This window comes from Bradyrhizobium sp. 1 (genome assembly GCF_023073315.1).
Lineage (GTDB): Bacteria > Pseudomonadota > Alphaproteobacteria > Rhizobiales > Xanthobacteraceae > Bradyrhizobium.
Map to the genome: position 1 here is coordinate 387,564 of NZ_JADPJH010000022.1, position 25,320 is coordinate 412,883.

Sequence of the window (25,320 nt, forward strand, 5' to 3'; positions counted from 1 at the left end):
CTTCAGAAGTTGATCTCGGCCGCCTCGCCGGCGTGCAGGCTGGCCGCAATACCCTGCTCGATCTTGCGGGCGATGGCCGCGCGGTAGTGGACGAGGTCGGCGAAGTTGGCGGGATCCCGCGTCAGCGCATTATCGACGCGGTAGTCGATCAAATTACTGTTCGCGCGCCCGCTGACGATGGAACGATACGCCTCCTTGCAAGCCGCATGAACCGCGCCGTCACGACTGCCGGAAACAGGCACCATCGTGTAAAAAGTCGGCGGCATCACCAGCACGACGGACACATCGCGCGGCAGCTTGTCGATCGCGGCAGCCAGCATCACGGCGTAGGGAAAAGGATCCGCGATTTTGCCCGTGAACGGCGCCGCCTCCGCGGGCTCCGCGACAGCGGGATGCTTCGCGCCGGGTGCCCATAGCTCCTCGTAATTCCAGTAGCCATCGGCGCGGACCGGCTGGCGTGCACCACGAGCGATGGCGATGCGCTGGAAAGAGCGATCGAGCGCGGCCCAGGTGAAGAGATTGCCGAGATAGCGCAGCGTACCGCCCTGATAGAGCCAGTACGGAAACGGGTCCTGCGGCGGCGGCAACAGCACATTGCTGCACCAGGGCTGATCGACCGAGACGACCAGGGCGCGGATCGTCTGGTGGTGCCTGGCGAAGAAATCGAGGATCGCGAGGTCACCGCGCGGATCGGCGCCGGGCGCGACGAGTTGGACGAAGCGCAGACCCGCTGCCTTGTCCAGCCTGGCGGGTTCGAGCAACTGCGCGGTGGAATTACCCAGAATGGCGGAGTCGAATTGCGGGTCGCGGGCTCGGCTGACATTGGCGGTCCAGGGATTGCGGTCGCCAACACCGACGATGCCGAAGGCGTCACCAAACCGGCCGCTGTCATAGGGATCGACAAGGATCACGAGCACCGCAATCGACGCAGCGCCCAGCGCGAGCGCACCGAAGCAGGCAGCAAGGCAGCGGCCCCATCCGAATGAGACGTCAGAACTGGAAATAGACGAACTCATGAATCCCTCGTTCGCCGATCTGAATCAGCAAGGCCAGAATGCCGATGCCGAGCAGGCCGGCCATCACTACATTCGGACGGCGCGTGAAGAATGCCACGATGTCCTGGCTCGCCGGCAGCAGGAATGCGAACAGCGGTGCCGCCACCAGCGGCCACAATTGCCCGCCTCGCGCCAGCGGCAATGGCTCAGCAAGCCCGGCGAAAACATGCCAGGCTGCCTCCACCGACCCGGCGCGAAAAATCACGCCGGTGGCGAGCACAAACAGCACGGTGAGCGCCCAGCCGAGCCATGAAGGGAAATGCGGGCCATAGCGGCGCCACAGCGTGCAGGCGACCTGCGCGAGGCCGTGCAGCACACCCCACAGCACAAAGGTCCAGCTGGCGCCGTGCCACAGGCCGCACAGCGCCATCGTGACCATCATCGCGCCGAAGAACTGGACGGGCAGAAAGCGCCGCGTCAGCAGGCGCCAATTGACCAGCGGATAGAACACGTAGTCGCGCAGGAACAGCATCAGGGTGATGTGCCAGCGCTGCCAGAAATCCTGGATGTTGGTCGAGCGCAGCGGCGCATTGAAATTGTAGGGGAGCTGCACGCCGAACAGGAGACCAAGGCCGATCGCGATATCGGAATAGCCGGAGAAGTCGAACAGGATCTGGAACGAGAAGCAGAAGGCGAGCCAGGCATCGCCGCTCGCAAGCTGCCCGCTTGCCGCCTGCGCGTAGATGGGATCGAGCAGGTGCGCGATGCTGTCGGCGATCACGATTTTCTCGAACAGGCCGAGCGCGATGAAGCAGGTCGCGATGCAGAACTGCCGCTGCCAGCCCGGCGCATAGACCTGTTTGCCGAACTGATGCATCACCTCCGACCAGCGCGCCAGCGGGCCTGCGATCGCCTGCGGGAAGAAGGCGATGTAGAGCGCGTAGCGGTCGATCGTGTAGAGCGGCGCCCGGCCACGCTTCAGATCGACGAGATACATGATGTGGTGGAACGTGAAGAACGAGATGCCGAGCGGCAGCCCGATGTCGAGCTCCGGAAGCGTCGTACCCAGCGCAAGGCCGAGATTGGCAAGAAGGAAGTTGGCGTATTTGAACAGCGCCAGCACGCCGATATCGAGCGCGATGACAAGCGTCAGCAGCATCCGCCATTTCACCCGCCCATAGATAACGGAGGCGAGCCAGTTGATCGCGATCGAGGCGATCAGGAGCAGGATGAAAAACGGGCTGCCCCAGGCATAGAAGGCGAGCGACAGCGCGACCTGCACGCCGATGCGCAGGGACGGATACGGATCGGCCAGCCGGGTGATCAGCAGCGCCGCCGGCAGAAATACAAGGAGGAATGGATAGTCGTTGAAGAGCATCGGATCAAAGCCGCGCCATCACCGGCGTTGCGCCGGTCGATGATGCTCAGCCCGTTTCGAGATCGGGCGCCGTATCGCCCGGCTGCCGCAGCATGCGCCGCGCGATCTTGTCCTCGCTCGGCACCTTGACGTCCCAGGCAAGCCCGAGCGCCTCCAGCGCGCGGATGAAGATGAAGCCGGGATCGAACTCGAACCAGCGCAGGCCGAAGGCCGCGGAATACGGAAAAGCGTGGTGATTGTTGTGCCAGCCCTCGCCCCAGGCGAGCCAGCCCATCACACCGAGATTGCGGCTGTTGTCGTCACGAGTGACGAAGGGCTGCGCGCCAAAGGTGTGCATGATCGAGTTGATGGCAGAAAAAGTCTGCTCGACCACGAACATTCGGACCACGCCGCCCCACAAGAAGCCGCTTAGCGCGCCCCACAAGGTCATGGTGACGAAGCCGCCGATCACGGCCGGCAGCACCAGGCCGAGCGCGACCCAGCTGTAATAGTAGCTGTTGACGGCAACCAGCCTGCGGTCCGCCATCAGATCGGGTACGTAATGCGCGACGTTGGGGTAATCGTGCTCGATCATCCAGGTCAAATGCGCATGCAGGAAACCGCGCAGCCGGCCGAGCATGCTATCGCCGTGCAGCCGCGGCGAGTGCAGATCGCCGTCGTGATCGGACAATTCGTGATGGCGCCGGTGCATCGCCGCCCAGGACAGCATCGGACCGCGGCCCGCCATCGATCCCATGATGATCAGGATCGCGCTCATCGTCGTGGATGTCGCGAAGGCGCGGTGGGTGAACAGGCGGTGATAGCCGACCGTGAGGCCGAGCCCGGTGATCAGCCAGAAGCCGGCGAACAGGCAAAACTCCATCATCCCGATCGGACGGACAAACAACAGGCCCAGCGCGACCAGCGTGCCCATGAAGGGCAAAATGTCGAAGATGATGAAATGCCGCCGCTGCATCTTGTGAAAATGCCGGCTGCGAATGATGCGGTGATCGCGTTTCTGTTGCACGGTTGGGGATTCCAAGGCGGCTGGTATGAGTACATACCCGCCAGGCGAGTGCAACCCAAGCTGCCGCCTCAAGTTTCAACAGGTCTTGCCCATTGGACCGCCGGGGCATGACAGGACCCGAAAGCGGGCAATTCCCTCACTTTTGCGAGAGAATCCCGTCCTGCGGCAACGCTGGAAGATGGCTGGTCATCTGGCTGTAAAAACCCGCCAATACCGTCCGGGTCCAATCACCGGGTGCGGAGACTGTCATGAAGCGAGGCATTGCCGTTTTCGCCTCAGCCGCGGCGCTGATGGGCTTCTTCTATTTCGTTGCCGGAAAATGGGTGATCCACCACAAGACCGTCGAGATGGCCGACATCCTGCGCGGCGACCGCGATGTGACCCTGGATATCTCCGTCCGCCGCGACCGCGAGATTCAGTCGATGGCCGAAATGATCGACCTGCCGGTCGTGATCCTGAGCCACGGCAACACAGTCAAGCACACCGAGTACTCGTTCCTCACCAACACATTCGCCGCCCGCGGCTATCTGGTCGTCAGCATCCAGCACGATCTGTCGACCGACGATCCCATGGCCACGAAGGCCGGCGAGGAATATGTCGGCCGCCGCTCGCAATACAACCGCGGCATCGCCAACATCCTGTTCACGATTGAACGGCTGAAGCAGATTTACCCCAATGCGGACTACCACCACCTGACCCTTGTGGGGCATTCGAACGGCGGCGACATCTCGATGTATTTCGCCAGGCTCCATCCGGAACTGGTGAAGAAGGTCGTCACGCTCGACAATCTGCGCGTGCCCTTCGTCACCGACGGCAAGGTCAGGATCCTGTCCTTCCGCTCGAAGGATCCGCAGTTCAAAGCCGATCCCGGGGTCGTTCCCGACGACGAGACCTGCGCCAGGGCCGGCATCCAGGTGGTCAAGACCGAATTCCAGCACAACGATCTCAGCGACCGCGGCTCGGACCAGGTCAAGGGCTTCATCGAAGGCGCGGTCCGCGACTTCCTCAACGAGCTCGGCGAGGAGGACAGCCCGTTGAATATGCCGCGCCTCACAAAGTCTCGTCCCACCATCGACCAGCTGGCGGCCGCCGTCCCCGAGCGTTGAGGGGCTACGCGAACCTCTCGTGTCCCGGACGCGGTGCGGCGCGAAGTGCCGCTCCGCGGAGCCGGGACCCAGAAAGCCGCACCATGAGCCCCGGCTCTGCAGCGCACCGCTGAAGAAGCGTCGCACTGCGTCCGGGGTACGAGATCATTTGCGTGGTGCGGAGCCTACTCCCCGTCCCGCAAACGCCGGTACAGTGCGCCAAGGATGTTGGAGTAATCGTCGGTCCAGACCCGCACCCTGTCGTCGGCTTCGGTCAGCTCCCACGCCTTTGAGGAGGCGAGCTTGCCGACATCTTCCTCCTCGCGCGCGGAGATGACGACGTCGGTCGAGAAGATGTAGTCCCCATCGCGCCCGGAATCCTCGTTGAAGACCCAGCTCTTCATATCGTTGGCGTCGGCAATTCCGACCACGACGGTCTCGAGATCGAGATGCCGGTTGGAGACGTGCATCACCACGGCGCCGTGGGGCGCAAGCTTGTCCTTGTAGATCTTCATCGCCTCTTCGGTGGCGAGATGAATCGGGATCGCATCCGACGAATAGGCGTCGACAATGATGAGATCATAGACGCCGTCGGGCTCTTTCGCGAAGGTGAGGCGCGCGTCGCCGATCACCGGCTTCAGGCCCGGCATGCAGCTCGAGATGTAGCGGAAATTCTTCGGGTCGCTCGCGGCGTCGACCATGGACTGGTCGATCTCGAAGAAGGTCCAGTTTTCGCCGGGCTCGGCGGCGCAGGTGAGCGTGCCGGAGCCGACGCCGATTGCCGCGACCTTCAGCGGCGCGCCCTTGCGCGCGCGGATCGCTGTGATGGCCTGACCGATGCCGCCATCCTTGTGGTAGTAGGTGATCGGCTCGGGCCGGCCTGTGACCGGCGTGCCGTCATTGTTGCGGAAGCGCTCGGCGCCGTGGATCGTGGTGCCGTGCATCAGCACGTGGAAATAACCGCCGGGGGTCTCCACGATCTTGTGCACGCCGAAGAAGCTGCGCACGGTGGTGACGCGCCCCTCGTCCGCCGGATAGATTCGGATCAATGCCAGCGCCAGCGCGACGGTGGCAAAAATCTTCCAGCGGCCGACATTGAGCGCGAGTGTCAGCAGAGCGGCCAGCACGCCGACGGAGCCGGCGACCCAGACGCGGTGATCCTCGAACCAGGTCGAGAGGCTGCCGGTGCTGTAGGACGGCACGACGAGCGCTAACGCGAGCGCAGCAAGCGCCAGCCAGTACCATTTGACGATGCCGGCCAGGCGCTCGTCCGCGGACGGACGGCACAGCGCGGCGAGCGCGACCAGGATCGGGTATTCGGCGATCCACGAGAAGGTGAAGGGCGCGAGCAGGCCAGCAAAGAGGCCGCCGACCATGCCGCCGAACGACAGCGCGACATAGAAGCCGGTGAGATATTTGGCTGCGGGGCGGGTCCGCGCCAGTTCGCCGTGGCAGGCCATGGCGATGACGAAGAAGCACAATTGATGACCGCCGAGCGTCAGCAGCAGGTTCTGCTCGCCGCCGAAGGCCAGCAGGACGACCACGCCCGCGATCGCGACCGGCTGGAGCATCAGCATCCATTTGTGCGGCAGCAGCGGACGCGACTGAAACACCACCACCCAGGTCAAGAGATACAGCGACAGCGGCAGCACCCACAGCAGCGGTGCTGCCGCGACGTCGGTCGAGATGTGCGCAGTAACGGCGATGAGCAGGCCCGACGGCACTGCGGCCAGGAAGATCCAGCGCAGCCGCGTCACGAGGCCGGGCGCCGGCGCATTGATCTCCTCGGTTTGCGCATCGACTATTGCGAGCTTCGGCGAGCGCAACAGCAGCACGCCGCAGGCGGCGATCAGGAGAATCAGCAGACCATAACCGCCGGTCCAGAACCGGTTCTGCGTGTGCAGCGTGAACATCGGCTCCAGCAGGAACGGATAGGACAACAGCGCGAGAAAGCTGCCGATGTTGGAGGACGCATAAAGGAAATAGGGATCATGGCCGGCGGGATGGCCGGTGCGGACGAACCAGGCCTGGAGCAGCGGATTGTTGGCGGCGAGCGCGAAGAACGGCAGCCCGATCGAGACCACGAACAGGCCGAGCAGCCAGAACGCATAGCCCGACGCCGGCGGCTCGCCATAGGCGACGGCGACGCCAAGCGGCAGCGTGGCGAAGGCCACGATCAACAGCACCAGATGCACCGCCACCGGAACGATTCGGCTTTTGACCTGCATCAGCAGGTGCGCGTAGGCGTAGCCGGCCAGCAACAGCGACTGGAAGAACACCATCGCCACCGACCACACCGCCGGCGAGCCGCCGAGCCGCGGCAGCACCATCTTCGTGAACAGCGGCTGCACCGAGAACAGCAGCAGCGCGCTGACGAAGATCGCAGCGGTGTAGACCGTCAGCAGCAGCCGGTTGCGCGACGACGACGGCTGCTCCGTGGCGGGGGGTTGCACGATCGAATCCATGGAAGCTCCAGCAAAACCCCGGCGGGCGCCGGACGGGCGCAATGGAGCACAAGGCGCCTGAACGGGCAATAAAGGGGCTCGTGATGTTGCAGCGAGAAATGCCTGATATACAGATGTCATTCTGGTCCGCTCCTTCGGACCATCCCGGAATGGCAGCGGAGCAACTCGAACTCGTCATGACCGAAACCGACGTCGTCATCATCGGCGCTGGCCATAACGGCCTCACCTGCGCGGCCTATCTCGCGATGGCGGGCCTGCGCGTGCGCGTGGTCGAGCGCCGCAAGGTGGTCGGCGGTGCCGCGGTCACAGAGGAGTTTCATCCCGGGTTCAGGAATTCGGTCGCAGCCTATACGGTGAGCCTGCTCAATCCGCAGGTGATCCGTGACCTCAAGCTCGCTGAACAGGGCCTGCGTGTCGTCGAACGGCGCGCCCAGAACTTCCTGCCCGCGCCGGATGGCAGCTATCTCCTCACCGGCGAGGGGCGGACGCAAGCGTCAGTCGCGCGGCTCAGCGCGCATGATGCCGAGGCGCTCGACAGCTTCTCGCGCGAGTTGGAAGACATCGCCGACGTGCTCAGGCAATTCGTGCTGCGCGCGCCGCCGAACCTGCTCGACGGTTTTGGCACGAACGCGATCCGCGAGGCCGTCAACGCATTGCAGAGCGCCAACATTCTGCGCGGCCTGACGCTGGAGCAAAGCCGCAGCCTGCTCGATCTCTTCACCCGCTCGGCCGGCGAGATGCTGGACGAGCGGTTCGAGCACGATCTGGTCAAGGCGCTGTTCGGCTTCGATGCCATCGTCGGCAACTATGCGAGCCCCTACGCGGCGGGGTCGGCCTATGTGATGCTGCACCACGCCTTCGGCGAGGTGAACGGCAAGAAGGGCGTCTGGGGCCACGCCATCGGCGGCATGGGCGCGATCACGCAAGCCATGGCGCGCGCCGCGTGCGACAAGGGCGTTGCGATCGACACCGATGCGGGCGTGCGCGACGTCATCGTCGAGCGCGATCGCGCGGTCGGCGTCGTGCTGGAGAACGGCGAGATCATCCGCGCAAAGTATGTCGCGGCCAACGTCAATCCAAAACTGCTCTATACGCGGCTCATCGCGGCCGACGCCCTGCCGCAGAACTTCCTCGCCCGCATCCGGCACTGGAAGAACGGCTCCGGCACGTTCCGCATGAACGTGGCGCTGGACCGCCTGCCCTCCTTCACGGCGCTGCCAGGCGACGGCGATCATCTCTCCTCCGGCATCATTTTGGCGCCGAGCCTCGGCTACATGGACCGCGCGTATCTCGATGCGCGCGCGCAGGGCTGGAGCCGAGAGCCCGTCGTGGAAATGCTGATTCCCTCGACGCTCGACGACACGCTGGCGCCGGAAGGCAAGCACGTCGCGAGCCTGTTCTGCCAGCATGTCGCGCCCGAGCTTCCTGATGGAAAATCCTGGGACGACCATCGCGACGAGGTCGCCGATCTCATGATCGCGATGGTGGACAAATACGCACCAGGTTTTGCGGCGAGCGTGCTCGGCCGCCAGATCCTCTCCCCGCTTGATCTCGAACGGCAGTTCGGCCTGTTAGGGGGCGACATTTTTCACGGCGCGCTGAGCTTGAACCAGCTGTTCTCGGCGCGGCCGATGCTGGGCCATGCCGATTATCGCGGCCCCCTGAAGGGCCTCTATCATTGCGGCTCCGGCGCCCACCCCGGCGGCGGCGTCACCGGCGCCCCCGGCCACAACGCCGCGCAGGCGATCTTGCGGGATCACCGCTCGCTGTTCGGAAGCCGTGGATAGGTCTGTGGACGGGCTGTGGACAGGCCTGTTGAAAGGCCTGTGGTCAGGCAGACGACATCTGCGCAAAACTGATCGGCACAGGCTGGGGAGAACCGGTGGAAAACAGCAGGGCAAGGAGCGGAGAAAGTCGGTGGATAATGCCCTTTGCAAAAGGGCGGACAACCTGTGGATTGCGACTGAGAACCGCACATCAAAAACGACTTCGCCCGCCAGGGGGCAATTCCCCGTGCGGGCGATCGTCAGGTAACAGCAGCCTATGAAGAAATCAGCCCCGCTGGGAAAAGGGACGCGGAAATTACTTCAAAGAGGTGCTAATCGAACCGAACTTGTCGTTCAACGTGGTGCCCAGGCTGTTCACCACGGTGATGATCGCCAACGCGATACCGGCTGCGATCAGGCCGTATTCGATCGCCGTCGCACCTGATTCGTCGGACCAGAACTTCAAAACCATGCGCTTCAAGACTCGCCTCCATTTCCATTCCAAGGTGTGTTGGTTGGTTCCAACATCCGTATATCTACGTGATACAACCTATGGTCGGGTTAATCCTGGAACTGCAAGTTATACGAAAAAATGGGAACAAAAGTTCCCAAAATTGAACGTAATGGAACCATGATGCAGCCTTCTCTCACCCATCGCGCCAGCTGTTCGATCGGGACCGAGGCGGCCGCCAAGCGTGTCGTCGACGTCCTCTCGGAAGTCTTTTTCGAGGACGATGCGGCAGTCGTCGCATTCGAGCGGCAGGACGGACAATGGGACGTCGCGCTGCATTTTGCTGAGGCGCCGGACCAGGAATTGCTGCGCGAACTTGTTGCAACTTCAGCAGGAAATGAGGTCGCCGGAACGCTTGCCTTCGACACGGTCGAGGCCAAGGACTGGGTCAAGGCCAGCCTGGAAGATCTCGTCCCGGTCCCCGCCGGACGTTTCGTCGTGCATGGCAGCCACGACCGCGACCGCATCGCGCCGAACAAGCTCAAGATCGAGATCGAGGCGGCGCTCGCCTTCGGCACCGGGCATCACGGCACCACCCGCGGTTGTTTACTGTTGCTTGACCATGTCCTGAAGAGTTCCCGCCCGAGGAACCTGCTCGACTTGGGCACCGGGACCGGCGTACTGGGGATCGCGGCGGCAAAGGCGCTGCATCGCGCGGTGCTGGCCTCCGACATCGATCCGCTCTCGGTGCGCGTGGCGGCCGAGAACGCGGCGCTGAATGAAACAGGTCACCATGTTCGGGTGATCCGCGCCACCGGCTTCGCCGCGCCGGATTTTGCGAGGTGTGGCCCGTTCGATCTGGTGCTGGCCAACATCCTTGCCAATCCGTTACGGCAGTTGGCGGGCCCGATGACGCGGCATCTCGCGCCGGGCGGGCGCGTCATCATCTCCGGCCTACTGACGCACCAGGCCCCCGCTGTGATCGCCGCCTACCGCGCGCGCGGCCTGGTGCCGCTGCGGCATCAGCGGATCGAGGGGTGGAGCAGTTTGTTGCTGCGGAAGGTTGGGTAAGGTGCCGTTGGGGTGGGTTAGCGTCAGCGTAACCCACCTCTTTAGTTTCCACGGTGACAGAAGTGGTGGGTTACGCCCAGCGGACTGCGCTCCGCGCCGCCGCTACGCTAACCCACCCTACGACACCGCCATTGCCGCCTTACTCCGCCGGCTTCTCGTCCCGGCGCGTCGCGGGCTCGCTTTGCAATGCGCGCCTCGCGCGGCGCTCGGCGAAACGGTCGATCACCTGGCTGATGAGGCCGCGCGGCTTCTTGGGTAGCGCCGCGGCCGGGGCGCGGCGCGCCGGCGGCGAAATCTTCTCAAACGTGAACGCTGGCATCGTGTGTCCCCTCGCCGTTGAGATGAACCACTTGCTCGAATTTCCCTGTTATCCGGACGAAGCGCAACTGCTGCATCCTGTACTCCACTCAATTCGGATGGAGCTTTTTCAAGCACAGTCCATGCCAGTTGCGACCTCAAATGCGTCTACATTGCGGACTGATCCTCATGATCCTAAACTGAGCCATGTTCGAAGCACACTTCCAGACATTCGAGGAGCCCGAGGCCGGCGTCGCGTTGACGGCCCGCCTTGCCGCGCTCCGTGAAGAACTCGCCCGCCGCAAGCTGACCGGCTTCGTTGTTCCCCGCGCCGACCAGCAGCAGAATGAATATGTCCCCCCGTCGGAGGAGCGGCTCGCCTGGCTGACCGGCTTTACCGGCTCGGCGGGATTGGCTGTGGTGCTGACGCATGAAGCCGCGGTCTTCGTCGACGGCCGCTACACGATCCAGGCGGCCAAGCAGGTCGACGCCAAGGCCTGGACGGTGGAATCGCTGATCGATCCGCCGCCGGAAAGCTGGGTCTCGGCGCACCTGAAAGCCGGCGACCGCCTCGGATTTGATCCGTGGCTGCACACTTCTTCAGCAGCCGAGCGCCTCGCCGCCGCCTGCAACAAGGTTGGCGCCGAGCTGGTCGCGGTCGACAGCAATCCGGTCGACGTCACCTGGCAGGACCGGCCGCAGCCGCCGCTCGCCCCGGTCGCCGTGCACAGCCTGCAAAATGCCGGCGTCGCCGAGGCCGAGAAGCTGACGCAGATCAAGAGCGAGATCGGCAAGCTCGGGGTCGACGCGCTGGTCTTGTCCGATAGCCACGCCGTGGCCTGGACCTTCAACATCCGCGGCGCCGACGTCGCACATACGCCGCTGCCGCTGTCCTATGCGCTGGTGCCGAAGGAGGGACGTCCGACCGTTTTCATCGACCACCGCAAACTCTCCAACCTCTCGCGCGACCATCTCGAGCAGTCCGCCGACGTGCGCGAGCCCGATGCGATGGCGCCGACGCTGATGGCGCTCGCCAAGAGCGGCGCGGCGATCGCGCTCGACAATGCCACCGCGGCCGACGCGCTCAGCCGGCTGATCGCGGGCGCCGGCGGCAAGCCGGTGCGCGGCAGCGATCCGATTGCGCTGCTCAAGGCGGTCAAGAACGCGACCGAGATCAAGGGCACGCAGACGGCGCATCGCCGCGATGCCGTGGCGCTGGCGCGCTTCCTCGCATGGATCGATCGCGAGGCGCCGAGCGGCAAGCTGACCGAGATCGACGCGGTCGAGGCGCTCGAAACATTCCGCCGCGACACCGGCGCGCTGAAGGACGTCTCGTTCCCGACGATCTCCGGCACCGGCCCGAACGGCGCCATCGTGCACTACCGCGTCACCCGCAAGAGCAACCGGCGCATCGCGCCCGGCGATCTCCTGCTGATCGATTCCGGCGCGCAGTATGAAGACGGCACCACCGACGTCACGCGGACGATGGCTATCGGCGAGCCGACGGCCGAGATGCGCGACCGCTTCACCCGCGTGCTGCGCGGCCATATCGCGATCGCGCGCGCGGTGTTCCCCGACGGCGCCAATGGCGCGCAGCTCGACACGCTGGCACGGCAATATCTCTGGGCCGCCGGCGTCGATTTCGAGCACGGCACCGGCCACGGCGTCGGCAGTTATCTCAGTGTGCATGAGGGACCGGCGCGGATCTCGAAACTCGGCACCACGCCGCTGAAGCGCGGCATGATCCTCTCCAACGAGCCCGGCTATTACAAGACCGACGGCTTCGGCATCCGCATCGAGAACCTCGAGCTGGTGGTCGCCGCCGACATCAAGGGCGCCGAGAAGCCGATGAACGCGTTCGAGACGCTGACCCTGGCGCCGATCGATCGCCGGCTGATCGACGTCGCGATGCTGGGCAAGGACGAACTCGACTGGCTCAACGCCTACCACGCGCGCGTGAGGGCCGAGGTCGGGCCGGCGCTGGATGAGGCGACGAAGGCCTGGCTCGATCAGGCGACGGCAGAGCTGAAGGCGTAGTGCGCATAGCGCCACGCGATTTGCGCAAGGCTCTTTCCCCACCTTAGCTGTCATGCCACGCGAAGGCGGGTCATCACCCGCTCTCGCGGGTGATGACGGCGAGTTTGCGGCGCGAATATCGCGTCCCCTGCGCGCCCAATCGGTCGCCATCGCGCTGCTATTATAACCGTCCCGGAATCGGTATAGCCGCATTCCGAAACACCGATATCCGTCTTGCGCGAGCACGCTACAGTCGGATTCGAATTTCGACGAGACGGACAATTATGCACGGCATGATCAGCAAGCCGCCGGGAGCGGCCACCAACCTCGCGACCTCGCGGGTGGTGTTGCTGCTGCTGGTCGTCATGACCGGGATCGCGCCGATCTCGCTCTACATCCTGGTTCCGGCGCTGCCGGTGCTGGCCACGACATTCGGCAGCGACATCTCGATCGCGCAGATGACGGTGTCGCTCTACATGGTCGGCATCGCGCTGTCGCAGATCATCATGGGGCCGCTGTCGGACAAATTCGGCCGACGCCCGGTGCTGCTTTCCGGCCTCGCACTGATGGTCGCCGCGAGCATCGCCTGCATCTTCGCGGAGACCCTGCCGCAACTGATCGCCGCGCGCTTCTTCCAGGCGCTCGGCGGCGCATCCGGCATGGTCGTGAGCCGCGCCATCATTCGCGACATCTATCCGCGCGAACGCGTCGCCTCGATGATCAGCCTCGTGATCGCAGCCCTGATGATCGGGCAGATGGTGTCGCCTCTCACCGGCGGCTTGATCGAGACCGCATTCGGCTGGCGGGCCATTTTCTACGCCGTCACGATCGGCGCGCTTGCGGTTGCAGTCGGCATCGCGATCGCGTTGCCGGAGACGCGTCGCAGCCGCGCAGCCGGCAGCGGCGGCTTTCGCGGTGACGTCGGCACCCTGATCAAGAGCCGGGCCTTCATCGGCTATGTGATGTGCCAGGTGCTGGCCTCGCAAATCATCTTCACCTTCGCCGGCGGCGGTCCTTACATCGTCGTGACGCAAATGGGCCGGACCAGCGCCGAATACGGCGCGTGGTTCGCAACGACCGGCTTTGCATATCTCGTGGGCAATCTGCTCTGCGTGCGCTTTGCGCCCAGGCATTCGTTGGAGAAGCTGATCTGGTTTGGGATTGGCCTGCAACTGTGCGGCAGCCTGCTGAACCTGCTCTGGAGTTTTAGCGGCTGGAACGAGGCACCAGGCTGGCTGTTCGGCACGCAGATGATCGTGATGGTCGGCAATGCCTTCGTGATGGCGAACTCCGCCGCCGGCGCGATCAGCATCCGCCCCGAAGCAGCCGGCACCGCCTCGGGCGCGATGGGCTTTCTCCAGCAGGGCATCGGCGCGCTGATGTCGCAATTCGGCGCCTATCTCGGCGGCCACTCCGCGACAACGCTACCGCTGACATCCGCGGTGCTCGCGATCTCGCTGCTCTGCGCCTGCATGATGATCTTCGTCGTCCCCCGCCGCGAACTGGTGGTGAGCGAGGCGCTGATCGAGCAGGCCGAAGAGGAAGAGAGCGGGATGATGTGAGGGGCGGCTCGCTTTCTTCCTTCTCCCTTGTGGAAGAAGGGAAGAATCCGTTCACTCCCCGATCAGCTTCAGCCACTCGTCTTCGGTCAGCACATGGACGCCGTGCTTGTTGGCTTCGGCGAGCTTCGAGCCGGCGCCGGGGCCGGCGACGACGAGATCGGTCTTCTTCGATACCGAGCCCGACACCTTCGCTCCCAGCCGTTCGGCCGTCGCCTTGGCCTCGTCGCGCGTCATCTTCTCCAGCGAGCCCGTGAACACCACGGTCTTGCCCGCGACAGCCGAATTGCTCTTCGGCTTCTCGGCGTCGACGATCTCGACTTCCCCAGTCAACCGTTCGACGATGCGGCGGTTGTGGCTCTCTCCGAAATAATCGGCGATGCTCTTGATCACGGTGTCGCCGATCTGGTCGAGAGCATCCATCTCGGCGATCGCCTCCTCGTTGCCCCTGGCGACCTTCAGGCAGGCATCGTGGAAGACATCCCAGGAGCCGTAACCGCGGGCCAACGCCAGCGCCGTGGTCTCCCCGACATGGCGCATGCCGAGCGCGTAGACGAAACGCTCCAGCGCGATTTTGCGCCGGCTCTCGATGGCACCGAACAGATTGCGCACCGAGGTCTCGCCGTAGCCCTCGATCTCCTCGAGCTTAAGTTTCGAGTTGCGCTTCTCTAGCGTGAAGATGTCGGCGGGCTCCTTCACAAAACCTTCGTCGAAGAAATACTGGAGCTGCTTCTCGCCGAGACCGTCGATATCGAAGGCCCGCCGCGACACGAACAGTTTCAAGTGCTCGATCTTCTGATAGGGGCAGGCGAACTCGCCGGTGCAGCGGGCGCGTGATTCCTCTTCGCCGGCGGCCGTCTCCCCGCGCACGACGTCGGTGTGCAGCGGGCACGGGCACTTCTTCGGAAATTGGTATTCCTTAGCGCTCTTCGGTCGCTTTTCGAGGACAACGTCGACGACCTGCGGGATCACGTCGCCGGCGCGCTGGATCACGACGGTGTCGCCGATCCTGATGTCGCGGCCCTCGCGCAGCACCTCGCCCTTGTTGCCGATGCCTTTGATGTAGTCCTCATTGTGCAGAGTGACGTTCTGTACGATCACGCCGCCGACCCCGACCGGTTCGAGCTTACCGACCGGCGTGAACGAACCGGTGCGGCCGACCTGGATCTCGATGTCGCGCAATACAGTCATGGCCTGCTCAGCGGGGAACTTGTGCGCGATTGCCCAGCGCGGCGCGTCGGAAACAGAACCTAGACGCTCTTGCCAAGCCAAGCGGTCGACCTTGTAAACCACTCCGTCAATATCGTAGTCGAGCTTTGCGCGCCGTTCTTCAATGTTGTGATAGAACTTCAACAAATCGCTGATTGAATGACAGCGTTTTGTAAGCGGATTGATTTTGAAGCCGCATCGTTCGAACCAATGCAGCATTCCGACTTGCGTACTTTCCGGCACATTAGTCATAGCCCCCCAAGCGTACGCAAAGAAGCCCAATGGCCTTGAAGCAGTAATCGAGGGATCTTTTTGCCTGAGAGAACCAGCTGCAGAATTCCGCGGATTGGCGAATACGGCTTCACCAGCTGACTTCTGTCGCTCATTTAGCTTTAGGAAAGCCTTCTTCGTCATATAGACTTCGCCACGCACCTCACAAACATCCGGAACGTTTCGTCCCTCCAGCTTCTCTGGCACGTCCTTGAGCGTTCGAACATTTGCCGTAACATCTTCGCCTTCGGAACCATCTCCGCGGGTCGCAGCCTTGACCAATTCCCCACCTTCGTAGCGCAGCGACATTGACAGTCCATCGATCTTCGGCTCCGCACTAAAATCTAAATGATCATCATTGAGCCTCAAAAAGCGAACAATGCGTCCTACGAAGTCACGAACATCTTCCTCGACGAATGCATTATCGAGAGAAAGCATCGGAACCGTGTGGCGCACTTTTCCGAAAGCTCGTGAAGGCCTTGAGCCAACGGTCACGGGGGATACTTGTAAATCGGGGCGCATCCGCAGAAGAAGCTGCGCTATCGCTTTCAGAGCGTCGTATTCTGCATCCTTATAGTCAGTTCCCAGCGTGGTGTTATACTGACTGTCCAAAATGCCTTTGAAAGACAGAAGGCCCTCATAGGCATTGTGAAGACCTGCAATCGGCGCAGTTGATAGTTGCTCGCGCCATCGTTCGGGAGCCTCCGAAGTAACGCTATTAGCAATTTGATCGTGAAATGAGACGTACAGATTATCTAGGGTCCCCTTCGGAAGCTTTGACAAAGCCTTCTTCAGAGTTTCCCGCTTGAACTGCTTGATGAATCTTGAAAAATCACGAGCCAGTTGATCTGCCTCAATTGCCTTGTCGTTTGGCAGGGCAGAACCGTCTTCAAAGAGTAGGCTCTCGTCAGGCTGAGATCGCTTGCTTTTCTTCATCCAGCGAAAATAGCACCGAAGTTACAAATTGAAAGACGCGCCCGTATTCCAATGTGCGGTTTCAAGCAGACGGACCTAGAACATCTCGCTAGCATTTCGCCTACGGTGAGGGCTGTCTCAGCCTAACTCGCCGCCTTGAGCAGCCGGTCCGCGGCCGCCCTCGCCTCGGCCGTGATCTCGGCACCCGCGAGCATGCGCGCGATTTCCTCGCGGCGGTGGTCGGCGGCGAGCGTGTTGACGCGGGTGGCGACGCGCTTGCCCTTGTCCAGCGCGTCCTTGGAGATCAGCAGATGCTGGTCGGCGCGGGCGGCGACCTGCGGGGCGTGGGTCACGGCCATCACCTGGACCTTGCCGGCAAGCCGCGCCAGCCGCCCGCCGATGGCATCCGCCACCGCGCCGCCGACGCCGGTATCGATCTCGTCGAACACGAGTGTCGGCGCCGAGCCGCGGTCGGACAGCACGACCTTGAGCGCCAGCAGGAAGCGCGACAGCTCGCCGCCGGAGGCGACCTTCATCATCGGCCCCGGCTTGGTGCCCGGATTGGTCTGCACCCAGAACTCGACGCGGTCGAACCCTTGCGGCCCTGGAGCTGCCTCATCGGTCGCGACCTGGGTCATGAATTTGGCGCGTTCGAGCTTGAGCGGCGCAAGCTCGGCATTGACGGCCTTGTTGAGCTTCTCCGCCGATTTCTGCCGCACCAGCGACAGCTTCTTCGCCGCAGCTGCATAGCGCGCATCGGCCTCGATCGCGGCCTGCTCCAGCTTCTTCAAGCGCGAGGCGCCGGCGTCGATCAGCACGACGTCGGCGGCGTATTGGGCGGCGAGTGCGGCGAGCTGATCTACGGGCGTCGAATATTTGCGCGAGGCGGCGCGCAGGGCGAACAGCCGCTCCTCGATGCGTTCGAGCTCGGCCGGGTCGAAATCGGTTGCGGCAAGTGCTGCCAGGAGATGCTGGTCGGCTTCCTCCAGCGCGTTGATCGCGATGTCGATCGCCTTCACGGCAGGCTCGACCAGCGCCGGCGAATTGACGCCGCGGCGCTCCAGTCGGCGAACCGCGGCGGCGAGTGTTGCGACCGGCGAATGGTGGCCGCCGACCGCCTCTTGCGCCTCGCGCAGATCGGAGGCGATTTTCTCGCCCTGCATCATGGTGGTACGGCGGTTGGCCAGCAAAGTCTCCTCGCCCTCCTTGGGCGCGAGCTGCTTCAGCTCATCGGAGGCGTGGCGCAGATAGTCGGCCTCGCGCGCGGCGCGCTCCATGCCGGCGCGATGTTCTTCCAGCGCGGTGTTGGCGGTGCGGCGGGCATCCCAGAGCGCTTCGACCGCCGTGACGTCCTTTTCGATGCCGGCAAAGGCATCGAGCAGGCGGCGATGGGTGGCGGCATCGACCAGCGCGCGCTCGTCATGCTGGCCGTGGATTTCGACCAGGGCGGCGCCGACCGCCTTCAGCGTCTGCACGCTGATCGACTGGTCGTTGATGAAGGCGCGGGTGCGGCCGTCGGCGAGCTGCACCCGGCGGAGAATCATCTCGCCGGTATCCTCCAGGCCGTTCTCGGCGAGGATTTTCGCTGCGGGGTGATTTTTGGGGATATCGAAGACGGCAGTCACCTGCCCCTGCTCCGCACCGTGGCGCACGAGACCCGCGTCGCCGCGGCCGCCAAGCGCCAGTGCAAAGGCATCGAGCAGAATGGATTTGCCCGCACCGGTCTCGCCGGTCAAAACCGCGAGGCCGGTTGCGAATTCGATATCGAGCCGTTCGATCAGGACGATGTCACGGATCGACAGACGCGCCAGCATGGAACCAAATTTCCTAGCCGAGACCTAGAGGCCTATCTTCTTGAAGGCCCTGCTCATCCAGGAACCCTGATTCTCGCTCGGTTCGAGACCACCGGATTTTACAAGATTATAGGCGTCTTTGTACCAGCGGCTGTCAGGAAAATTGTGGCCAAGCACGGCGGCCGCGGTCTGGGCCTCGCCGACGATGCCGATCGCCATATAGGACTCGGTCAGCCGGTAGAGTGCCTCTTCGACATGGCGCGTGGTCTGGTACTGGGTGACGACGGTCTTGTAGCGGTTGATCGCCGCCGTGTAGTCGCGCTTCTGCGCGTAATAGCGGCCGACGTTCATTTCCTTGCCGGCGAGCTGGTCGCGCGCACCTTCGATCTTGGCCTTGGCGGAGGTCGCATATTCGGAGGTCGGATATTTGCGCACCACCTCTTCCAGGGAGGCGATCGCCTTCTCGGTGCGGCTCTGGTCGCGGCTGATGTCCGGGATCTGGTCGTAATGCGAGGCGGCAATCAGGTATTGCGCATAGGCCGCGTCCGGGCTGCCGGGATGCAGCGTGACATAGCGGGTGGCGGCGCCGATGCAGCCGTCATAGTCGCCGCCCTGGTAGGAGGCGTAAGCGGACATCAGCAGCGATTTGCGGGCCCAGTCGGAATAAGGATGCTGGCGGTCGACCTCTTCGAACTTCTTGTTCGCCGCCTTCATGTCCTTCTTCTCGTTCATGAGGTACAGGCCCTCATTGTAGATCTTGTCGGCGGGCTCCTCGGTGAAGGTGTCGTCCTTGGCGGTGAACTTGTCCCAGAGCGCGCCGGTGCCGCAGCCGGCCAGCGGCAGCGCGAGCATGACGAAGGTCGCGGCGTGAAGCAGCCCGCGGACTCGGGACGAGACCTGGAGATATCCGCGCGTCATACGCTGTGCCGACATGAGTTTAAGCCCTGACGCCCTGTGATGCGGTGCCCGCCAGCCGATGAACCCCATCATGGGCGCGAAATGTAGCCGTGGCGCCTGCCATGCGACCACGCCGGTGTAACCGAAAAGCGATCTTGAACCAACCGGATAGGCAGGCATTCCGCCCGGATTAAGGCGAATGCGCCGCAATCCTAGCCGATCATCGTTACCAGGAGTTTCCCGGAGAAAGTCCGGCCAATCGCCTGCGGCAGGTCAGGACACGTCCGGCCCGTAGGCCGCAGCGATCCGGCCACCGACGATACCGCGGCCGACTTCGCCCACGGGACGCGTGGTGCGGCGGACCGCCTCGCCCTCGACCACACGCCAGGCGGTACGGTCGGCGAGCAGCGCGGTCAGGACGGCGTGGTTGAGCTTGTGGCCGCCACGCACCGAACGGTAAGCGCCAAGCAGCGGCAGGCCGGCCAGCGCGAGGTCGCCGATCACGTCCAGCACCTTGTGGCGGGCACATTCGTCGGCGTAGCGCAGGCCCTCGGTGTTGAGCAGCCGTTCTTCGTCGAACACGACGGTATTGTCGAAGGAGGCACCGAGCGCGTAGCCCGCGCTCCAGAGCCGGGCAACGTCGCTCATCAGGCCGAAGGTCCGGGCCCGGCCGACTTCGCGGCGGAAACGTTCCGGGTTGAGGTCGAAGCCGTAGCTCTGCTGGCCGATGACGGGATTGGTGAAGTCGATCTCGACCTCGGCGCGGAAACCGTTGGCGTAGGGCCGGATTTCGCCGAAGGAGTCGCCGATCTTGACCGAGATCGGCTTCAAAACCTGAATGAAGCGACGCTGCGCCGGCTGAGTGACGATGCCAGCCTGGTCGATCGCCGCAATGAAGGCCGCGGCGCTGCCGTCCATGATCGGCACTTCCGGACCGTCGATCTCGATGGTGGCGTTGTCGACGCCCATGCCCCGCAGCGCAGCAAGCACATGCTCGGCGGTGGAGACCAGCGGGCCGTTGCGATCACCGAGGACGGTGGCGAAGTCGGTCGCGATCACCTGATCGGCGGTCGCCTGAACTTCGCGGTCACTTCCCTCAAGGCCGGTGCGGACAAAAATAAAACCTGCGTCAACAGGTGCAGGCCCAAGCGTGAGAGTGACGGGAAGACCGGAGTGAACGCCCACGCCTGCCACGGTGGCTTGCGCACGAAGCGTTGTTTGCCGGCTAAATTTCATCAGGAACCGCCCCACTACGACCACTGCGACTTATACTAAACTCGATCGATCGACCAAGGCCGTCGTCCGAATCCGTATCCCCAAGTCACGGCAAACCATAGTTGCTGCCTCAAACAGCGCCAACTCACGCTTTTTTACCGATTGTTACCCCAAACCTGCCGTATTCGCGCCAAGGCTTAACCAAATTGCGCCGAGTTTTGGAGCCGCTTCCGGCAGTTTTACTGAACCATTGAATACGTAATTAATGATTTAAAATCAGTTGCTTGGTCGCGCAATCCGGATATGCACGGGGCGATAAGGAAAGGTCCCGGCGAGCTGCTCGCCGGGACCTTTTTTCGTCTGCCTTATTGTAACGATCCTCAGGTCGCCTGACGCCGCAGGAAGGCCGGGATATCAAGATGGTCGTCGCCCTGTGGCGCCGGCGCAACAGGCGCCGGGCGGCCATGCATGTCCAAGCCCTGCGGCGCGGGACGGCGGGCGTACTCCGATACCGGCTCACTGGCTGCGATCTGCTGCGCCACGGACTTCTGCGGGCGGCGATCCGGCAGCGGCGGCATCGCGGGACCGGCGGTGCGGGCGGCGATCGGCGCCTCGCTCTCCTCGTCGCGGCGGCCGAGGCCGACATTGGCGAGGCGCTGGAGCAGCGACAGGCGGCTCTTCTGCGGAGTTTCTTCCTCGAGCTCACCGCGGGCCTGACGAATCTCGGCCTGGGCCGGCATCGGCAGTTCCTCGATACGCGGCATCCGCGGCGCACGCATAGGCCCACGCTCGGCCTGCGGCGGGATGAAGGTTTCCGGCGTCATCGGCTCATGCATGTTTATCGGCGCCTGCTCAGGCTCCGGGAACAGCGTGGGCTTCTGCGCGATCGGACGCACGGTGACGTCGCCATAGGTCTGCATCGGCGCGGGCGCGTGCGGGACTTCGGCAACGGCAGCGGCGATGGCGGCGAGCGCAGCGCGCTCGACATTGGGACGCGGCGCGACAGGCGCGGCAGCCGGGACCTGCGCTTCCAGCTTCTGGGCACGTTCGGCCAGGCGCTGGTTGTCAGCCCGCAGGCGCGCGGTCAGGTCGGCGAGACGGCTTTCGGCGGCAGCGGCCGGAGCAGCGGGAGCCTGCTGCACCTGCTGCACCTGCTGCGGCGCCGCATTCGCGATCGGAGCGCTGGTGCCCTTGCTGCTGCGGGCGATCGCGTCCTGCTCGATGCCGGTGGCAACGACCGAAACGCGGATCAGACCATCGAGCGCTTCGTCGAAGGTGGCGCCGACGATGATGTTGGCATCCTGATCGACTTCCTCGCGGATGCGGGTCGCGGCTTCGTCGACCTCGAACAGGGTGAGGTCCTTGCCGCCGGTGATGGAGATGAGGAGGCCCTTGGCGCCCTTCATCGAGGAGTCATCGATCAGCGGGTTGGCGATCGCGGCCTCGGCGGCGGTCAGCGCGCGCTTGTCGCCGGACGCTTCGCCCGTGCCCATCATCGCCTTGCCCATCTCACGCATGACGGCGCGGACGTCGGCGAAGTCGAGGTTGATCAGGCCTTCCTTGACCATCAAATCGGTGATGCAGGCAACGCCGGAGTAGAGCACCTGGTCGGCCATCGCGAAGGCGTCGGCGAAGGTGGTCTTCTCGTTGGCGACCCGGAACAGGTTCTGGTTCGGGATGATCAGCAGCGTATCGACGACCTTGTGCAGTTCGTTGATGCCGGCCTCGGCGGTGCGCATGCGGCGGCCGCCCTCGAAGTGGAACGGCTTGGTCACGACGCCGACGGTGAGGATGCCCATCTCGCGCGCGATCTTGGCGATGACGGGAGCAGCACCGGTGCCGGTGCCGCCGCCCATGCCGGCGGTGACGAACACCATGTTGGCGCCCGAGAGATGGTCGCGGAGTTCGTCCATCACCTCTTCGGCCGCGGCCGCGCCGACGACCGGCTGCGAGCCGGCGCCGAGGCCTTGCGTGGCGGCCGTGCCCATCTGCACGATGCGCTGCGCCTTCGACATCGTCAGCGCCTGCGCGTCGGTGTTGGCGACCACGAAGTCGACGCCCTGGAGGCCCGCCGTGATCATGTTGTTGACGGCGTTGCCGCCGGCGCCGCCGACGCCGAACACGGTGATGCGGGGCTTCAACTCGTGAATATCAGGAGCGTTGATGCTGATGGTCATGTTTGCCTCTCGATCACGTGCGCGTGGGTTCGCCCCGGCCGTCGGCCGCGGGAGTTGGTGAAAATCGAAGATTGCGGAAAGCGGTCATCAGAAGCCCTCGCGTAGCCATCGTCCGACCTTTCCGAAATATCCGCCGGTTCCTGTCCTGACCTGCTGCCGCGTATGCCGCGGTTCGACATGTTCCTGGTGAACATATTGCGGGTAGACGAGGAGGCCGGCCGGCACCGCGAACGCGGCGTTCTTCGCCTCGTTGGGCAGCCGGCCGAAGCCGAGCGGACGACCGACCCGAACGGGCCGGCCGAGAATCTGGGTGCCGAGTTCGACGAGACCGGTCAGCTGCGAGGCGCCGCCGGAGAGCACGACGCGGCCGTTCGGCTCTGAGGCGAAGGGCGAATCCTTCAGCTTGTCCCGAACCATTTCGAAGACTTCCTCGGCACGGTGCTTGACGATGTTGGCGATGGTGGCGCGGGAGACGATCTGCGGCAGATCCTGCTCGTCACCGGCTGTCGGTACAGACATCAGCTCACGCGAGTCCGATCCGCCGGTGATGACGGTCCCGTATAACGTCTTGATTCGCTCGGCATCGGCAATGGTCGCGGAGAGTCCGCGTGCAAGATCCATCGTGATGTGTTGCCCGCCGACCGCAAAACCCGCCGCATGCACGAAGCGTCCGCCGGCATAGACCGCGATCGTGGTGGTGCCCGCGCCCATCTCGACGACGGCGGCGCCGAGATCGGCCTCGTCGTCGGTCAGCACCGACAGGCCGGCCACATAGGGGCTCGCCGCCATGGCTTCGACGTTGATGTGGCAGCGTTCCACCGCCAGCATCAGGTTCCGCGCCACGGTGGCGTCGCAGGTGACGACGTTCATGTCGACACCGAACTGATGGGCGACCATGCCGCGGGGATCGCGGATGCCCTTGACGCCGTCGAGCGTGTAGCCGACCGGCAGCGCGTGCAGCACGGTACGGCCTTCGCCGGTGGCGTGGCGCATGCCGGTTGAGGTGACGCGGCTGACGTCGGCCTGCGTCACGGCGCCACCGCGGATGTCGGCGGCAGCCTCGACCAGCTGGCCGGAGAGCCGGCCGCCGGAGACCGACAGCAGCACGGAATCAACCCGCACTTTGGCCATTTTCTCGGCAAGCCCGACGGCCTGACGCACCGCCTGCTCGCATTCGCCGAGATCGACCACCGCGCCGGCCTTCATGCCGCGCGACTGGATCTGGCTGTAGCCGATCAATTCCACCGCATGGGTGCGGTCGCGCAGGGCTTCGCTCGGCGCCGACGGCTTCAGCCGCGCGATCATGCAGGCGATCTTGCTGGTGCCGATGTCAAGGCAGGCGACGAGGCCGCCGCGCTTGTGCGGCATCTGGCGCGTCTTCGGCGTCTGCGTGCGATCAAGACCGGTCATGCGGCGTCCCCGGCCTTCTTTTTCTTCTTGTCCTTGAACAAGTCTTCGCGCGCCTTGGCAGCGTCGTCGGACAGCTGCACCACCAGGCGATCGGGCAGGCGCATGTCGACGGCGACGATGTCGCGGGAGAACAACCTGTCCTCCTTGTCGAGCCTGGACAGCATCGCCAGCGCGTTGCCGACGTCCTGCTCGGGCAGGCGGATGTCGAGGCCGTCCTTGAGCCGCAGGTTCCAGCGCCGCTCGCCGACATAGACCGCGGCCCTGGTCAGGGTATTGACCTGCGGATAGCGCGCCAGCAGCGCCAGGAAATCGCGCGCCTGCGTGTCGGCGCCCTTGCCGACCACGAGCGGCAGCGACAGGAACCGGCGCGAGACATAGGGCTCGAGCACAGCGCCGTCATCGGCGATGACGGAGAGCCGGCCGGCCTCCTGCCACAGCGCGAACGCCTGCCGCTCGGTGATGTCGATCATGAGCCGGCCCGGATAGAGCTTCAGCACGGTCGCGTCTGCGATCCAGGGATTGGCCTTGAGCTTCTCGCGCACGATATCGGCGTCGAGGAACAGCAGCGAGGAGCGGCCGCTGACGCCGCCGATCGCCAGAATCTCATCCTGGCTGAGCTGCTTGCGGCCGTTGATCGCGACGGAGGTGATGCGGAATCCGGCGGAATTGGCCATCGCGTTGCGGGCATCGCTGACCGCGGTGATGAAATCCTGGAGGTGGCCGCCCTTGACGATACCGAAGCCGCAGCTTCCGATCAGCAGCAGCACGGTCATGGTGATCCCGACCCGGCGGGGCGCATAGCGCTCGACCAGCGCGACCACGCGCGGCGGCGGCTCCCGCTCGATGACGGACTTGGCTTTCAACTTGGTCCTGGACCTGATCTTGTCCTGAGCGGCAGCGCGCTTGTGCTCGCGCTTCTCTTGCACCCACTCGCGCAGAAGCACGACCGCTCCGATAGCGGCCGCCTTCAGGTCAGCTTGGGGCCTCAGCGATCTCAAAACCGATCGGGTGAGGCTTCCTGCACGATCCATTGCACGAGCTCGTCAACAGTTTGCCCGCGACACCGCGCGGGTCCTGGCGAACATGACGTCTCGGTCTTGCCGGGCCGGGTACTGGTCTTCAGCAGAAGAAGCCTCTCCCCATCAGAGCGTTCACTGCAGGACATCACCCAAAACAGCTCACGCACCGGCAGCCAAAACGCCATATGCGCCGCCAGCGTTAACCTTCGGATGTCCTGGTAAACAAAAGGTAAAGTTCGTTAACGCGGAATGCGTTTTGCCCAGGCATGTGAGGCATTTATGCCGCGATGTCCGGCATTTTACCGGTTTTGGGTTCCAAAACCGGC

Annotated in this window: 18 protein-coding genes; 5 read left to right on the forward strand and 13 right to left on the reverse strand. The window is 64.0% G+C overall.

The features are described 5' to 3' along the window. Positions 1 to 2: 2 nt before the first annotated feature. The 3 genes from IVB29_RS18555 to IVB29_RS18565 are packed head-to-tail and all read right to left on the reverse strand — an operon-like array spanning position 3 to position 3,379. Entirely contained in the window at positions 3 to 1,016 is a 1,014-nt protein-coding gene (locus IVB29_RS18555; protein ID WP_247504812.1) for a hypothetical protein, read from the reverse strand. Beyond that, positions 991 to 2,373: an MBOAT family O-acyltransferase gene (locus tag IVB29_RS18560; protein ID WP_247504813.1), complete on the reverse strand. Its 1,383-nt coding sequence runs from the start codon at positions 2,371 to 2,373 to the stop codon at positions 991 to 993. Before IVB29_RS18560 ends, IVB29_RS18555 begins: the two co-directional genes overlap by 26 nt. Before the next feature lie 46 nt (positions 2,374 to 2,419). Beyond that, positions 2,420 to 3,379, reverse strand: a complete 960-nt coding sequence (locus IVB29_RS18565; RefSeq protein ID WP_247504814.1) for a fatty acid desaturase — start codon at positions 3,377 to 3,379, stop codon at positions 2,420 to 2,422. A gap of 248 nt (positions 3,380 to 3,627) precedes the next feature. Between IVB29_RS18565 and IVB29_RS18570 the strand changes: the two genes are divergently transcribed. Further along, positions 3,628 to 4,485 carry an alpha/beta hydrolase gene (locus IVB29_RS18570; RefSeq protein WP_247504815.1) on the forward strand — a complete coding sequence of 286 codons (858 nt, stop codon included), beginning with the start codon at positions 3,628 to 3,630 and terminating at the stop codon, positions 4,483 to 4,485. 164 nt (positions 4,486 to 4,649) lie between these two features. Here IVB29_RS18570 and IVB29_RS18575 read toward each other — a convergent pair whose 3' ends face one another. Continuing rightward, positions 4,650 to 6,929, reverse strand: a complete 2,280-nt coding sequence (locus IVB29_RS18575) for a fused MFS/spermidine synthase (RefSeq protein ID WP_247504816.1) — start codon at positions 6,927 to 6,929, stop codon at positions 4,650 to 4,652. A gap of 176 nt (positions 6,930 to 7,105) precedes the next feature. Here IVB29_RS18575 and IVB29_RS18580 point away from each other — a divergent pair, with 176 nt between their 5' ends. Further along, complete coding sequence (locus tag IVB29_RS18580; protein ID WP_247505136.1) at positions 7,106 to 8,716, forward strand: NAD(P)/FAD-dependent oxidoreductase; 1,611 nt, start codon at positions 7,106 to 7,108, stop codon at positions 8,714 to 8,716. 295 nt (positions 8,717 to 9,011) lie between these two features. On the opposite strand, the gene IVB29_RS18585 is transcribed toward IVB29_RS18580, so the two are convergent. Further along, positions 9,012 to 9,176 carry a Flp family type IVb pilin gene (locus tag IVB29_RS18585; RefSeq protein WP_247504817.1) on the reverse strand — a complete coding sequence of 55 codons (165 nt, stop codon included), beginning with the start codon at positions 9,174 to 9,176 and terminating at the stop codon, positions 9,012 to 9,014. A 153-nt stretch (positions 9,177 to 9,329) separates the two neighbouring features. Here IVB29_RS18585 and IVB29_RS18590 point away from each other — a divergent pair, with 153 nt between their 5' ends. After that, entirely contained in the window at positions 9,330 to 10,217 is an 888-nt protein-coding gene (locus IVB29_RS18590) for a 50S ribosomal protein L11 methyltransferase (RefSeq protein WP_247505137.1), read from the forward strand. A gap of 139 nt (positions 10,218 to 10,356) precedes the next feature. Here the strand turns inward: IVB29_RS18590 and IVB29_RS18595 are convergent, their stop codons facing one another. Next, positions 10,357 to 10,536: a hypothetical protein gene (locus IVB29_RS18595; RefSeq protein ID WP_247504818.1), complete on the reverse strand. Its 180-nt coding sequence runs from the start codon at positions 10,534 to 10,536 to the stop codon at positions 10,357 to 10,359. A 185-nt stretch (positions 10,537 to 10,721) separates the two neighbouring features. Here IVB29_RS18595 and IVB29_RS18600 point away from each other — a divergent pair, with 185 nt between their 5' ends. Further along, positions 10,722 to 12,551 (forward strand): aminopeptidase P family protein, encoded by a 1,830-nt coding sequence (locus IVB29_RS18600; RefSeq protein WP_247504819.1) that lies wholly within the window; start codon positions 10,722 to 10,724, stop codon positions 12,549 to 12,551. A gap of 263 nt (positions 12,552 to 12,814) precedes the next feature. Continuing rightward, on the forward strand, positions 12,815 to 14,092 hold the full coding sequence (locus tag IVB29_RS18605; RefSeq protein WP_247504820.1) for a multidrug effflux MFS transporter: 1,278 nt from the start codon (positions 12,815 to 12,817) through the stop codon (positions 14,090 to 14,092). A gap of 51 nt (positions 14,093 to 14,143) precedes the next feature. Here IVB29_RS18605 and ligA read toward each other — a convergent pair whose 3' ends face one another. The 7 genes from ligA to IVB29_RS18640 form a co-directional block, all read right to left on the reverse strand. Then, positions 14,144 to 16,504, reverse strand: a complete 2,361-nt coding sequence (gene ligA, locus IVB29_RS18610; RefSeq protein WP_247504821.1) for an NAD-dependent DNA ligase LigA — start codon at positions 16,502 to 16,504, stop codon at positions 14,144 to 14,146. A gap of 122 nt (positions 16,505 to 16,626) precedes the next feature. Continuing rightward, positions 16,627 to 18,297, reverse strand: coding sequence for a DNA repair protein RecN (recN, locus tag IVB29_RS18615; protein ID WP_247504822.1), 1,671 nt, complete (start codon positions 18,295 to 18,297; stop codon positions 16,627 to 16,629). Between the two features lie 24 nt (positions 18,298 to 18,321). Then, complete coding sequence (locus IVB29_RS18620; RefSeq protein ID WP_247504823.1) at positions 18,322 to 19,209, reverse strand: outer membrane protein assembly factor BamD; 888 nt, start codon at positions 19,207 to 19,209, stop codon at positions 18,322 to 18,324. Between the two features lie 237 nt (positions 19,210 to 19,446). After that, on the reverse strand, positions 19,447 to 20,409 hold the full coding sequence (gene lpxC / locus IVB29_RS18625) for a UDP-3-O-acyl-N-acetylglucosamine deacetylase (protein ID WP_247504824.1): 963 nt from the start codon (positions 20,407 to 20,409) through the stop codon (positions 19,447 to 19,449). 359 nt (positions 20,410 to 20,768) lie between these two features. Then, positions 20,769 to 22,565: a cell division protein FtsZ gene (ftsZ, locus tag IVB29_RS18630; protein ID WP_247504825.1), complete on the reverse strand. Its 1,797-nt coding sequence runs from the start codon at positions 22,563 to 22,565 to the stop codon at positions 20,769 to 20,771. An 87-nt stretch (positions 22,566 to 22,652) separates the two neighbouring features. Continuing rightward, positions 22,653 to 23,975: a cell division protein FtsA gene (gene ftsA, locus IVB29_RS18635; RefSeq protein ID WP_247504826.1), complete on the reverse strand. Its 1,323-nt coding sequence runs from the start codon at positions 23,973 to 23,975 to the stop codon at positions 22,653 to 22,655. Next, positions 23,972 to 25,006, reverse strand: a complete 1,035-nt coding sequence (locus IVB29_RS18640) for a cell division protein FtsQ/DivIB (RefSeq protein WP_247504827.1) — start codon at positions 25,004 to 25,006, stop codon at positions 23,972 to 23,974. The genes ftsA and IVB29_RS18640 overlap by 4 nt, the downstream gene beginning before the upstream one ends. Between the last annotated feature and the right edge of the window lie 314 nt (positions 25,007 to 25,320).

Excerpts from the sequence above, each read along its gene's own strand:
- IVB29_RS18580 (WP_247505136.1), top strand. The coding sequence starts at position 7,106 with ATGACCGAAACCGACGTCGTCATCATCGGCGCTGGCCATAACGGCCTC.
- IVB29_RS18595 (WP_247504818.1), bottom strand. The coding sequence starts at position 10,536 with ATGCCAGCGTTCACGTTTGAGAAGATTTCGCCGCCGGCGCGCCGCGCC.
- lpxC (WP_247504824.1), bottom strand. The coding sequence starts at position 20,409 with ATGAAATTTAGCCGGCAAACAACGCTTCGTGCGCAAGCCACCGTGGCA.
- ftsZ (WP_247504825.1), bottom strand. The coding sequence starts at position 22,565 with ATGACCATCAGCATCAACGCTCCTGATATTCACGAGTTGAAGCCCCGC.
- IVB29_RS18640 (WP_247504827.1), bottom strand. The coding sequence starts at position 25,006 with ATGGATCGTGCAGGAAGCCTCACCCGATCGGTTTTGAGATCGCTGAGG.
- IVB29_RS18620 (WP_247504823.1), bottom strand. The coding sequence starts at position 19,209 with ATGTCGGCACAGCGTATGACGCGCGGATATCTCCAGGTCTCGTCCCGA.
- IVB29_RS18605 (WP_247504820.1), top strand. The coding sequence starts at position 12,815 with ATGCACGGCATGATCAGCAAGCCGCCGGGAGCGGCCACCAACCTCGCG.
- IVB29_RS18570 (WP_247504815.1), top strand. The coding sequence starts at position 3,628 with ATGAAGCGAGGCATTGCCGTTTTCGCCTCAGCCGCGGCGCTGATGGGC.
- IVB29_RS18555 (WP_247504812.1), bottom strand. The coding sequence starts at position 1,016 with ATGAGTTCGTCTATTTCCAGTTCTGACGTCTCATTCGGATGGGGCCGC.
- IVB29_RS18575 (WP_247504816.1), bottom strand. The coding sequence starts at position 6,929 with ATGGATTCGATCGTGCAACCCCCCGCCACGGAGCAGCCGTCGTCGTCG.
- recN (WP_247504822.1), bottom strand. The coding sequence starts at position 18,297 with ATGCTGGCGCGTCTGTCGATCCGTGACATCGTCCTGATCGAACGGCTC.
- IVB29_RS18600 (WP_247504819.1), top strand. The coding sequence starts at position 10,722 with ATGTTCGAAGCACACTTCCAGACATTCGAGGAGCCCGAGGCCGGCGTC.
- ligA (WP_247504821.1), bottom strand. The coding sequence starts at position 16,504 with ATGAAGAAAAGCAAGCGATCTCAGCCTGACGAGAGCCTACTCTTTGAA.
- ftsA (WP_247504826.1), bottom strand. The coding sequence starts at position 23,975 with ATGACCGGTCTTGATCGCACGCAGACGCCGAAGACGCGCCAGATGCCG.
- IVB29_RS18560 (WP_247504813.1), bottom strand. The coding sequence starts at position 2,373 with ATGCTCTTCAACGACTATCCATTCCTCCTTGTATTTCTGCCGGCGGCG.
- IVB29_RS18590 (WP_247505137.1), top strand. The coding sequence starts at position 9,330 with ATGCAGCCTTCTCTCACCCATCGCGCCAGCTGTTCGATCGGGACCGAG.